The organism is Pseudomonas sp. GYB4201, from assembly GCF_056312595.1.
In genome coordinates, this window is sequence record NZ_JBWGIG010000036.1 from 55,963 (window position 1) to 67,636 (window position 11,674).

8 protein-coding genes are annotated in these 11,674 nt (G+C 65.3%); 3 read left to right on the plus strand and 5 right to left on the minus strand.

The window, feature by feature from the left end; genetic code table 11:
- Positions 1–83 precede the first annotated feature (83 nt).
- The 3 genes from mhpA to AC0Z2B_RS25960 form a co-directional block, all read right to left on the minus strand.
- Positions 84–1,670, minus strand: a complete 1,587-nt coding sequence (mhpA, locus tag AC0Z2B_RS25950) for a bifunctional 3-(3-hydroxy-phenyl)propionate/3-hydroxycinnamic acid hydroxylase MhpA (protein WP_476300499.1) — start codon at positions 1,668–1,670, stop codon at positions 84–86.
- Entirely contained in the window at positions 1,667–2,584 is a 918-nt protein-coding gene (locus AC0Z2B_RS25955) for a VOC family protein (protein WP_476300501.1), read from the minus strand. The genes mhpA and AC0Z2B_RS25955 overlap by 4 nt, the downstream gene beginning before the upstream one ends.
- Before the next feature lie 81 nt (positions 2,585–2,665).
- Positions 2,666–3,499, minus strand: a complete 834-nt coding sequence (locus tag AC0Z2B_RS25960; protein ID WP_476300503.1) for a fumarylacetoacetate hydrolase family protein — start codon at positions 3,497–3,499, stop codon at positions 2,666–2,668.
- A gap of 234 nt (positions 3,500–3,733) precedes the next feature.
- On the opposite strand from AC0Z2B_RS25960, the gene AC0Z2B_RS25965 reads away from it, so the two are divergent.
- Positions 3,734–4,441, plus strand: a complete 708-nt coding sequence (locus AC0Z2B_RS25965; RefSeq protein WP_416424535.1) for a GntR family transcriptional regulator — start codon at positions 3,734–3,736, stop codon at positions 4,439–4,441.
- Between the two features lie 498 nt (positions 4,442–4,939).
- Here AC0Z2B_RS25965 and AC0Z2B_RS25970 read toward each other — a convergent pair whose 3' ends face one another.
- Together AC0Z2B_RS25970 and AC0Z2B_RS25975 are read right to left on the minus strand one after the other, a co-directional pair.
- On the minus strand, positions 4,940–5,734 hold the full coding sequence (locus AC0Z2B_RS25970) for an alpha/beta hydrolase (protein WP_476300505.1): 795 nt from the start codon (positions 5,732–5,734) through the stop codon (positions 4,940–4,942).
- A gap of 22 nt (positions 5,735–5,756) precedes the next feature.
- A complete protein-coding gene (locus tag AC0Z2B_RS25975; protein ID WP_476300507.1) occupies positions 5,757–8,291 on the minus strand; it encodes an autotransporter family protein in 2,535 nt (844 codons plus the stop codon).
- Between the two features lie 338 nt (positions 8,292–8,629).
- On the opposite strand from AC0Z2B_RS25975, the gene lpxO reads away from it, so the two are divergent.
- Positions 8,630–9,529, plus strand: coding sequence for a lipid A hydroxylase LpxO (lpxO, locus tag AC0Z2B_RS25980; protein ID WP_476300508.1), 900 nt, complete (start codon positions 8,630–8,632; stop codon positions 9,527–9,529).
- A 237-nt stretch (positions 9,530–9,766) separates the two neighbouring features.
- On the plus strand, positions 9,767–11,431 hold the full coding sequence (locus AC0Z2B_RS25985; RefSeq protein WP_476300510.1) for an FMN-binding glutamate synthase family protein: 1,665 nt from the start codon (positions 9,767–9,769) through the stop codon (positions 11,429–11,431).
- The last annotated feature ends 243 nt before the right edge of the window (positions 11,432–11,674 follow it).

Here is an 11,674-nt window from a genome sequence, read left to right on the forward strand (position 1 = left end):
CTGCGCTGGCCCGTAACCACGCTGAAGACCTTCAGCGAACCCATGGGCCAGCGCAGCCTTCGGCAGCGGCTACGGTGCGTGGGTTACAGGACTGGGGCCGGGGTGCGCACGGGCAGGTGCAGCTGCGCCAGCAGGTCTGCCAACAATGCCGGTACCTCGGCCACCTGCGCCACTGCGCCGAACAGGTAGAAGTCCGGGCGCACCAGCATCGCCGTCACTCCATGTTCCTGCATGAAGCGGTGGTACTTGCCGCTGTGGTCGACGTAACCGCCCTGCCCCTGCGGCGCCAGGCGAATCACTCGCAGGCCGAGGGCCGCCAGGGCGTCGCGCTGTTCACGACTGACCAGCGCCAGCGGGTCGCGGTCGCCAATCACCACCAGGTGGAAACCGCGGCCGAACAGCTCGTCATAGCGCGCCACCACACCGTCCACCTCGATGCTGCCATGCACCCCCAGGCTGCCGGCCAGGCCCAGCGGGCTGCCGTCGGCGGCCTTGTGGATCAGGCCACCGGTGAGGCCCGGGAACGGCGCCAGCGGCGGCACTTCGCCGGCCAGGAAGGCGCGGTCACGCTCGGCAGCTTCTTCAGGGTCGGACACGCACACCACCTTACCCATGGCCACCGAAGCGTCGATCACCGCGCGGATCTGCGGCTTGCGTTCGGGGGTGTAGCTGTCCAGCAGGCGTTCGTCGCAGGCGCCGCGCAGCACCAGGTCCAGGCGCCACGACAGGTTCCACGCGTCGCGAATGCCCGAGCACATGCCCTGCCCCATGAACGGCGGCATCAGGTGCGCGGCGTCGCCGGCCAGCAGCACCCGGCCGTTGCGCCATTTCTCGGCGATGCGCGAGCGGAACTGGTACACCGCATGGCGCACCAGGGTCGCGGTACCCGGGTTCACCCAGGGTGCCAGCAGCTCCCAGACCTTGGCGGTATCCTGCAGGTCTTCAAGGCTTTCGTGGGGCAGGCGCATGAACTCCCAGCGCCGGTAGCCCGGGCCGCCCGGCACCATGGTGGTGGGCCGCGCGGGGTTGCACCACTGGCCGATGTCCGGCACGTCGAGGGTGACCCCGGCGTTAGGCTGCAGGTCCACCACCAGCCAGTCTTCCTCGAAGCCCAGGTCATGCCAGGCAATGCCCTGTTCGCGGCGCACGAAGCTGTTGGCGCCGTCGGCACCGATCACGTAGCGGGCCCGCACCTGGCAGGTCGCCTCGGGGTGCTCGGCACGCGCCGAGCGCTGCATCGACAGCTCGCAGCCGCCGTCGAACTGGCGTAGCCCCACCGCCTCCCAGCCCTGGTGCACCTGCACGTTGGGCAGGGCCTTGGCACGAGCGTCGAGCACCGCTTCCAGCGCCGGCTGGTTGAACAGGTAGCCGAACGGCCCGTCGCTGATCGACTCGGCCGACCAGTCGATTTCCACCAGAGTCTGCCAGTCGGCGTTGAACCACTGGTAGCAGGCCGACGGCTGGGAGATGGGTTGCAGGTCCTGCTCCAGCCCCATCAGGCGAAATACCCGGCGGATCTCGTGGTCGTGGAACACCGCGCGCGGCAACGGGTACAGCGAGGTCCAGCGGTCATACACGGCCACGCTGTAGCCCATATTGCCCAGCAGGATCGCCAGGGTCTGGCCCACCGGGCCGTAGCCGACAATGGCCACATCAACAGTCTGGGTCATTGGCCAGCTCCTGCTTCGGTGTTGAAGATGAAGTGTTCGGGCACATCCGGCCCCCACAGGTACAGGGAGTTTTCCGGGTGGAAGTCGCCGCTCGGCCAGGTCACGCCTTCGGCGATGAAGTCCATGTCGGCTGAGTACTCGCAGAACGAGCCCCAGGGGTCGCGCACGTAGTGGAAGTAATTCGAGCCCAGGGCGTGGCGCCCGGTGCCCCAGCCGTCGTGGTAGCCGGCGCTGGCCATCTGCGCGGCGCCGACGCCCACCTGGTCGATGCTGCCCACTTCCCAGGCGGCGTGGTGCCAGCCCTTGGCGCTGCTCTTGGCGAACGCCACCAGGTGGTGGTCGCAGCCGTGGGTGGCGTGCATGAAGGCAATGATGTCCTGGGACTTGTCCGACAGCCGCAGGCCCAGGGCCTGCTCATAAAAGTCGATGGACGCCAGCACATCGGGGGAAAACAGCAGCACGTGGGACAGCCGCGCCGGGGTGATGCGCGGCAGCTGGTCGCGGGTGCCCACGCCGCGCACGCGGCCGTAGGCGCTGGTGTGCAGGGCCGTGGCCTTGCAGTTGGGCATGGTCTTGTCACCCACCTTGATCTGCAGCAGGTTGCCGTGGGGGTCGCGGAACCAGCTGCCCACGCCGTCGCCGTCCTCGAAGGTGGCGCCGGCGGCCTCGACCTGGCGGCGCAGGGTCAGGTAGTCGTGCTCATGGCAGTTGAAGCTCAGCCAGGCCAGGGCCTTGGCCGCACCCGGCAGGATGCGTGCCCAGGTGCGGCCATCGCCAGCGCGCAGCAGCAACTGGCCGTCGCTGGCCTGCACGTCCAGGCCGAAGTTTTCGAAGAAATGCTGTGCCTGGGGTAAGGACGGCACATACAGGGCGTAGTGATCGATCGAATGCACGCCACGGGTTTCGCGGGTCATGATCGCCTCCGTTTATTGTTGTTTTTCGTGGCGCAGCCCTGGGTGTGGGCCGCGCCGCTGCAGCGGGGTTGGCGCCTGGGTTCAGGCTTCGTCGACCACCGGGTTGACCAGGCTGCCGATGCCTTCGATGGACACTTCCACCACGTCACCCGCCTTCAGGTACACCTTGGGGTTCATGCCGAAGCCGACGCCGGCCGGGGTGCCGCTGACGATCACGTCGCCGGCGCCCAGGGTCACGGCCTGGCTAAGGGTGGAGATGATGGTGGCGACGTCGAACAGCATATCGCTGGTGTTCACCGACTGCACCACCTTGCCGTTGACCTTGGTCTGCAGCAGCAGGCCCTTGCCGCCTTCGGGCAGTTCGTCGGCGGTGACCAGGTCGGGGCCGAAGGCGCCGGTGTCATCAAAATTCTTGCCCACGGTCCACTGCGGCGACTTGAACTGGTACTCGCGCACCGAGCCTTCGTTGAACAGCGCGTAGCCGGCCACGTGCTTGAGCGCGTCGGCCTTGGCGATGTGGCGGCCGCCGCTTTTCAGCACCACGGCCATCTCGCCTTCGTAGTCCAGGGTGTCGGACACCTTCGGCCGTACCAGCGGCTGGTTGTGGCCGATCAGGCTGGAATTGAAGCGCGGGAACAGGGTTGGGTAGTCGGGCTGGGCGTAGGGCGATTCCTTGGTGTGGTCGGCATAGTTCAGGCCCACGCAGACGATCTTGCCAGGTTCGCGCAGCAGCGGCAGGTAGTCGTGCTCGCCCACCGCAACCAGCGGGCCTGCCGCTTCGGCGCCGTAGGTGGCAAGGTCCACGCCGCGCTTGAGCAGGGCCTCCAGGGGTTCATGGCCCAGCACCCGCACACCGGCTTCGGTGCGCACACCCAGGGTGGCCTGGCCTTGATACATGAAATGAACGTAGCGCATGGAAAAACACCTCTTGTTGTGGGTCGGCGGCCCGACCTTCGGGCGCCTGCCGATGGGGCCAAGGTAGGCCTGAAAAAATATACAGTCAACGATAATTTATATTTTTTAAGACCAAAGTCGACCAATCGCACGTTTTAACAAGCAATGGATATACATTCAGGCGAAGGAATATATATTTTATGGGCGATGGGGTATGCTGTCGGCTCAGGCGACCCACACAGGAACTGGCGCACCGTGAACCTTCCCCTCCCCTGGCCCCCGGCTGCTGACAACGGCGACAAGCGCACCATGGCCTCGCAGCTCGAAGTGCGCGTGCGCCAGGACATCATCAACGGCCGGCTGGCGCCGGGCAGCAAGCTGCGGCTCAAGGAACTGGCCGAATCCTACGACGCCGGGGTCATTCCGCTGCGCGAGGCGCTGTCGCGGCTGGCGGCCATTGGTTTCATCACCGTGGAAGACCAGAAGGGTTTTCGCGTGGGGCAGATCTCTGCCGAAGAGATTCGCGACATCACCAACGCGCGGCTGCACATCGAGACCAAGGCCCTGGCCGAGTCGATTCTGCAGGGCGACGTGGAATGGGAAACCCAGCTGATCGCCGCCCACCACCGCCTGGACCGGCTGGAACTGGTGGAAGGCCCCGAGCGCGCCATGCGCCCGGAATGGGAAGAGGCGCACAACGCCTTCCACAGCGCACTGATTGCCGGCTGCCGCTCGGCGTGGCTGCAACGCTTCGCCACCACCCTGCGCGACCAGACCGCGCGCTACCGCCTGCTGGCGGTGCACTACCCCGACGCGGCCAAACGCGACATCCCCGGCGAGCACCGGCAGCTGCTGCACGCCTGCCTGAGCAAAGACGTGGGCCGCGCCTGCGAGCTGCTGCGCGCCCACTACGAAGCCACCACCCAGAGCGTGCTGGACCACGAGCGCCTGGCGCGCCGCTAGCCCGTCAGGCCAGATCCGCAGGCGCCGTGCAACCGTAGCCGCTGCCGTAGGCTGCGCTGGCCTTTATCCACGCCGCAGATCTTCAGTGTAATCAGGGGCCAGCGCAGCCTGGCGGCAGCGGCTACAGACCACGTCCCTCAAGGTGCACCGCGTCGGGGCCGGACGCCGCATGCGGCAGCTGCTACGCGAATGCGGATACCCCATAGACCGCGTCGCCTGCATCGCGGCCAAGGCCGGCTCCTACCACGAACAGCGTAGGAGCCGACTTTAGTCGCGATGCAGACGACGCCATTTTCCAGACAGTTGCTGCTACACGCCCGTAGCAGCGGCCGTAGGCCGCGTCAGCAGGCGCCGCGTCTTTCAGGCGCACCGCGTCGGGGCCGGACGCCGCCTGCGGCAGCTGCTACACGCCCGTAGCAGCGGCCGTAGGCCGCGTCCGCAGGCGCCGCGTCTTTTCAGGCGCACCGCGTCGGGGCCGGACGCCACCTGCGGCAGCTGCTACGGGGCGCAGGGGATGGGTTGGTTGGCGTGCGCCTGCCATGCCGTGTCGTAGCCTTGGGCGTGGTTGGCCGCGACATGCACCATTTCCACGCAGCGGCCCTGCAGGGCTTGCAGGTAGTGGGCCGCCACGGCGGGCGGCACCACCGCGTCCTGGTCACCGACGAAGTGCCGCTGGGCGATGCCTTGCAGGCGCCGGCGGTACATCAATGGCGTGACCGCATCAGGCAGCGGGCTCAGGTGTTGCAGCGTCGTCCAATAGGCCGGGTCGAGGTTGCCCGCCAGCGTCTGCACCTGCACCACGTCATCGCGCAGGCCAGCCAGCACCAGCGCCACCGCTGCACCGCCGGAATGGCCGATCAGCTCGAACGCCTGCACGTGGTAGCGCTGTTTCAGGCTGTCCAGGGCCGCGTTCATCACCTGGATCTGCGCCCGGTCAAAACGCTGGTCAGTCCACAGCGCCGCCACGCAGCCCGGCGCCTGCACGTATTGGCAAGGTCGCGCCAAATAGGCGCTGGGCAGTGGATCGGCGACGGCCAGCGGCACCATCAGCGAGGCGGCGGGCGTGGGGTCGGTACTGGGTTGGCTGCGCGTGGCCCAGGCATGGCCATCGCCCTCGATGTACACACGCAACCGGGAATAGGACCGCGCCGGCGGCAGCAGTGCCGCCAGCGGGTAGGGACGAGTCGCCAGGGTGCCCGGCACCAGCGTCGAGCCGGCGCTGGCCTGGTCGAGATCAACCCGGCCAACACAACCGGCCAGGGCCAGCACGCACAGCAACATCGCCCATTTCATTTACATCACCTTCCTTGCGGCATCAGAAGTCATAGCGTGCCTTGAACAGCACGGTATTGGCATCGAAGCCGGTCTTGCTCTGGTAGTTGTAGCTGGCGCCCACGGTGACGGCGTTGATCTGATAGTTCAGGCCCACACTGCCTTCGTAGCTGTCACGCACCGGCGAGGCACCGCTGACCACGAACGAGGAACCGCCCAGCTCGAAGCTCGAGGTCTGGTTCACGCGATCGCCGATCAGGTCATGGTACGCCATCAGGGTAACCTCGGGCTTGAGGTTGCCACCGGCCAGCGGCAGGTCGCCGATCAAGCGCGCACCGGCACCCAGCTCGCCAATCTCGAAGCGCTGGGCGCTGTTGTGCAGCGCTGCCGAGGAGCCATGCTCGTCGAAGCCGTCGATCTGCACGTTGGAGTAACGCGCGGCCACCCGCGGCTCGAACTGCACGTGCTGGTTGAGGGTGAAGGTGTAGCCGGCCAGGGCGTTGAGGCTCAGCACGTCGCTGTCGTAGCTGCCCTTGGCCTGGGTGCCGGCGATGTAGCGCTTGCTGTCGTTGGCGTTGTGGCCGTAGCTCACCGAACCGTCGACGAACCACTGGTCAAGGTCCCAGCTGCCGTACAGCGTCAGGGCGTTGCCCTGCACGTCGGTCTTGTTGCCATCGTCGGAGCCGACGTTGGTGTTCAGGTAGGAGTACGCCAGGCCCACGGTGGTGGTGGCATTCAACTTGCCGTCGGCGCCCACGGCAATGCCGCTGGCGTTGGCCGAATAACCGCTGACGCCGTCGCGGCTGTCCTGGTTCATGTTGCTGTTGAGGCCCTGCACCCACACCCCGGTGTCGCTCAGCACATCACCGGACGACTGCCCCGAGCGCAGCCCGGACACGCGGCTGAACACCGCGCTGTTGGACAGCGCCTGGCCGCTGACCGCGGCATCCACGCCACCACGGTTGACCTGCGGCGCCAGGCTCTTGGCCAGCTTCGCCAGCTGGGCTTCGTCGGAGGTGTTGGCGAACGCCTGGAACACCTTGTCGTCGCTGCTCAACTGGCCCAGCACGCTGTTCTTGAACGGGTTCAGCACGCCGCCCACCTGCTGGCTGCCGGGCTGGGTGCCCAGGTCCTGGTTGACCTGCTCGTCACTTTTCAGGGTCACCAGCGCGCTGACGGTCTGGCCGTCGACGTTATAGCTGGCGACGTTGAGCAGCGCCGAGCTGCTGGCCACGCTCAGGCCGGCGTTGTTGATGGCGTTGGCCTTGATCAGCTGGTACTGGGTGCCGGCCGCCGTGGCGGTGAAGTCGCCAGGGTTGGCGCTGACCGTGACCTTGGAGCCCTGGGCAAAGTTGGCGTTGCCGTTGACGGTCAGGTAGGCCGTGGTGGGCACCACGCTGTCGCTCAGTTGCAGGTCGACGCCGGCGCCGTTGGCCACGCTCAGGTCACCGTTGAGGGTGGTGCCCTGCTGCTTGAAATTCAACGAGCCGCCGTTGACGGCGACGTTGCTGGCGATGGTACCGCCCAGGTAATCAGCCTGGCCGTTGACGCTGATGCCAGTGAGGTGCTGCAGGTCGCCGGCGATGGCGCCGCCGGTCCAGTTCAGGCTGGCCTGGCCGCCGCCGTCGATGGCGGTGGCGCCGCTGATCAGGCCGCCCTGCTGGTTGATGACCAGCGCCGGCGTGACGCTGCTGATGCTGATGGCAGTGTCGTCGGTCTGGATGGTGCCGGTGTTGCTGATGCCGTTGGCGCCGAAGGTTGCGCCGTCGACCCAGATGGCGTTGCTGTTGGCACCGGTGGCAATGATTCGGCCACTGTTCTTGAGGCTGTCGATCACCACATTGTCGTAGATGCCGAAGCCCTTGCTGTCCTCTCCCTCGACCTGGATCAGGCCAGTGTTCTGGATGTGCAGCGGATTGGTGACGGTTTCCAGGTCGATGCCCGTGGATTCCATACCTGTCACATGGATCGTGCCGCTGTTGAGCAACGTGCCACCGATGGTGGTCGGGCGCGCCCAGTCCCAGTCCAGGATCACGCCCGTTTCGTACTGGCCCTGTATATCGATCGTGCCCTTGTTGATCAGGTCGCCGGCAATGGTGGCGCCGTGCACGTAGATGCCTTCGGCTTCATCGACGTTCTGGACGCTGATCATGCCGTTGTTGATCAGCGAACCCTGGATGGTGGCGTGGCCGATCTCGAAGCCTTCCATGCCATAGCCCGCAGTGGCAGTCAGGGTGCCGTTGTTGATGACGTCACCGGTGATGGTGCTGGCGGGGTAGTTGGCGGTCAGCTGTGGCCCGGAATCCACCCCCAGCCCTGTCAGCTCGCCGCCCTTGTCGAAGGTGTAGTTCGCCTGGTTCACCAGCGAGCCTTGCAGGTTGAGGCCGGATACCTTTTCCCCGAAGGTCTCGCTGGCGCTGGCCTGGGTGCGCTGCCCCGTCAGGGTCAGGCCGTCGCTGATGGTGCCGGAAATTACCGCGGCGCCCTGGCTTACATCATACGTCTGTGCCATCGCCTGGCTGGCGGCCGCAGCGCTGATGAGCAACGCCAAACCGGTTTTCTTGAAGAGGTGAGTCATGAAGCTTCCCTAGAACAGTCATTCCTTCACCGCCTCCTCATGAGGCAGTGACCGTTGAGCCTGGGGGCTAACGTCGGTCGCAAGGAAAACTTGAGTCGTATCTCGCACAATTAATGGCAAATAGCCATTTCTGAAGATTTTGTCATGACCCAGGCACGTGGGCAGGTGCCTTGACCCATGTCACGGCCAGGTGAAATTAACCCCCCGACTTTCGCCCACTACTTCCCCCGACATAAGGTTCGGTTATACTGGGCGGCGACTTCCACGCGTTGAATTCCACTTTTCCTACATTAATGTGGCCAGATCCCTGGTATCGGTCCCACTTAAAACGATCAGTCATGAAATTTATCATTCTCGCTTTATTCGTTTGCTCCATCGCCTTCGTGCACTTTCGCGGGCGCGTGCGGCACAAGTTCACGCGGCAACTGAGCGACCATTCCAGTTTCCTGGCCCCGGTCAATGCGTTCCTCTACCTGTTCTCCAAGTTGCCGGCACGCCCGTACCTGGATACCCGTGACTTCCCCGACCTTGCGCCACTGCAGCAACACTGGGAAGAAATTCGCGAAGAAGGCGTGCGGCTGATGGAAATGGGTGAGATCAAGCGCTCCGCCGGCCACGACGACGTGGGTTTCAACTCGTTCTTCAAGACCGGCTGGAAACGCTTCTACTTGAAGTGGTACGGCGAGAGCCATCCTTCGGCCAGCGAGCTGTGCCCGCGCACCACCGAGCTGCTGGCCGGCATTGGCTCGGTCAAGGCCGCCATGTTCGCCGCCCTGCCGCCCGGCTCGCGCCTGGTGCGCCACCGCGACCCCTACGCCGGCTCGTACCGCTACCACCTGGGCCTGGACACCCCCAACGACCCGGCCTGCTACATCAACGTGGACGGCGAGAACTACTACTGGCGCGACGGCGAGCCGGTGATGTTCGACGAAACCTACATCCACTACGCGGAAAACAAGACCGAGCAGAACCGCATCATCCTGTTCTGCGACATCGAGCGGCCGCTGAAATACCGCTGGGCCACGGCGTTCAACCGCTGGTTCAGCTTCAACGTGATGGCGGCCGCAGCGGCCCCCAACAGCGAAGGTGACAAGACCGGGGGCATCAACCGCCTGTTCAGCCGCATCTACAAGGTGCGCGAGCGCGGCAAAGCCCTGAAAAAGCGCAACCGTGCGCGCTACTACGCCGAGAAATGGGCAGTGGTGGCGGTGTTCGTGCTGCTGTTCATCTATATCTGATCGCCCATGGCGCCCTTTGCAATAAAGGGCGCCGCGCAACTACTTGCAATTCACGTAACAGTCTTTTCCAACTTCAGGCCTGCACTGCACGCACCCCATCGTGTACTGTGCACCTCGATCTGATTTACCCCGCTTGTTCCGCTTAGTTGCACTTCCCTCATAATTAAAAGCCTGCTGCGCCGTGGCGGTGTGAGTGTGCCTGCCCCACTGTTTCATGGCCGCCTGATGGAGCTCCTGATGAAACCGTCGCTACTTGGCCGATATGCGCTATTCGTCTTTTGCCTGCTGTTTTCCATTGCCTGCCTGCCCTTCCTGGGCGCCGGCGGCTGGCTGCTTGCGGCGTTCGCCGTGACCACCGTGTTGAGCCTGGTGGGTATCAATGACCTGCTGCAAAGCCACCATGCCGTGCGCCGCAACTACCCCATCCTGGGCAATGTACGTTATTTGGTGGAAACCATCCGCCCGGAGATCCGCCAGTACCTGCTGGAAGGTGATGACGAACGCCTGCCCTTCTCCCGCAGCCAGCGTTCGCTGGTGTACGCACGCTCGAAAAACCAGGTGTCGGAGAAGGCCTTCGGTACCCTGACTGACGTGTACCAACCCGGTTTCGAGTTCATCAGCCACTCCATGCTGCCCAGCGACGCCTGTGACCCGGAGCAGTTCCGCGTGGTGGTCGGCGGCCCGGCCTGCCTGCAGCCCTACAGCGCCTCGGTGTTCAACATCTCTGCCATGAGCTTCGGCGCCCTGAGCGCCAACGCCATCCGCGCGCTGAACAAGGGCGCGCGCCTGGGCAACTTCGCCCACGACACCGGCGAAGGCAGCATCAGCCCCTACCACCGGGAGTTCGAGGGCGACCTGATCTGGGAAATCGGCAGCGGCTACTTCGGCTGCCGTACCCTGAACGGCCGCTTCGACCCGGTGCGCTTCGCCGACCAGGCGCGCCAGCCCCAGGTGAAGATGATCGAAATCAAGCTGAGCCAGGGCGCCAAGCCCGGCCACGGCGGCATCCTGCCCCAACACAAGGTGACCGCGGAAATTGCCCAGACCCGCGGCGTGGGCATGGACGCCGACTGCGTGTCGCCGTCGCGCCACAGCGAGTTCAGCACCCCCACCGAACTGCTGGCGTTCATCGCCACCCTGCGCAAGCTGTCGGGCGGCAAGCCGGTGGGTTTCAAGTTCTGCCTGGGCCACCCCTGGGAGTTCATGGCCATCGTCAAGGCCATGCTCAAGACCGGCATCCAGCCTGACTTCATCGTCATCGACGGCAAGGAAGGCGGCACCGGCGCCGCGCCGCGCGAGTTCACCGACAACATCGGCATGCCCCTGCGCGAGGGCCTGTTGTTCGTGCACAACACCCTGGTGGGCGCAGGCTTGCGCCAGAGCATCAAGCTGGGCGCCAGCGGCAAGATCGTCAGCGCCTTCGACATCGCCAGCGTGCTGGCCATCGGCGCCGACTGGGTGAACGCCGCCCGCGGCTTCATGTTCGCCATTGGCTGCATCCAGTCGCAGAGCTGCCACACCAACAAATGCCCCACCGGCGTGGCCACCCAGGACCCGCTGCGCCAGCGCGCCCTGCACGTGCCGGACAAGGCCGAGCGGGTGCACAACTTCCACCGCAACACCTTGGCGGCCCTAGGCGAAATGCTCAGCGCGGCGGGGCTCAGCCACCCGGCGCAGTTGCAGGCCAAGCACCTGGTGCGCAGGACCACCACCACCGAGGTGCGGTTGTTCTCGCAGATTCATGTGTTCCTGGCGCCGGGGGAGTTGCTGGGGGACAGCATCAGCGCGGAGTTTTATGCGCGGATGTGGCGCATGGCCAATCCGGAAAGCTTCGCGCCGGTTGTGGTTGAGGCGCCGGGCAAGGCCGAGGCGTTGCATGTCGAGGCACTGGAAGAAGCCTGATGGCGCGCGCCACGGCTGTTGATCTGCTTGTGACTTGCTTTTGATCTGGCTTTTGATCTTGCTTGTGATCTTGATTGTATGCCCCGTAAAGCGCCCGGGCCGACTGGAGGCGTCGATCAACGGGCTGCCCGAAGGGCCGAGGCCGCAGGCCGAAGAGACGGTAACCCGCAGGCTTCTATAGCGGGTGCCGTCTGCCCGTTGAGCGGCGCCGGAAGGAGGGGACCCGTAGCGCAGCGGAGGGCC

Excerpts from the sequence above, each read along its gene's own strand:
- AC0Z2B_RS25970 (WP_476300505.1), bottom strand. The coding sequence starts at position 5,734 with ATGAAATGGGCGATGTTGCTGTGCGTGCTGGCCCTGGCCGGTTGTGTT.
- AC0Z2B_RS25975 (WP_476300507.1), bottom strand. The coding sequence starts at position 8,291 with ATGACTCACCTCTTCAAGAAAACCGGTTTGGCGTTGCTCATCAGCGCT.
- AC0Z2B_RS25960 (WP_476300503.1), bottom strand. The coding sequence starts at position 3,499 with ATGCGCTACGTTCATTTCATGTATCAAGGCCAGGCCACCCTGGGTGTG.
- mhpA (WP_476300499.1), bottom strand. The coding sequence starts at position 1,670 with ATGACCCAGACTGTTGATGTGGCCATTGTCGGCTACGGCCCGGTGGGC.
- AC0Z2B_RS25985 (WP_476300510.1), top strand. The coding sequence starts at position 9,767 with ATGAAACCGTCGCTACTTGGCCGATATGCGCTATTCGTCTTTTGCCTG.
- AC0Z2B_RS25955 (WP_476300501.1), bottom strand. The coding sequence starts at position 2,584 with ATGACCCGCGAAACCCGTGGCGTGCATTCGATCGATCACTACGCCCTG.
- lpxO (WP_476300508.1), top strand. The coding sequence starts at position 8,630 with ATGAAATTTATCATTCTCGCTTTATTCGTTTGCTCCATCGCCTTCGTG.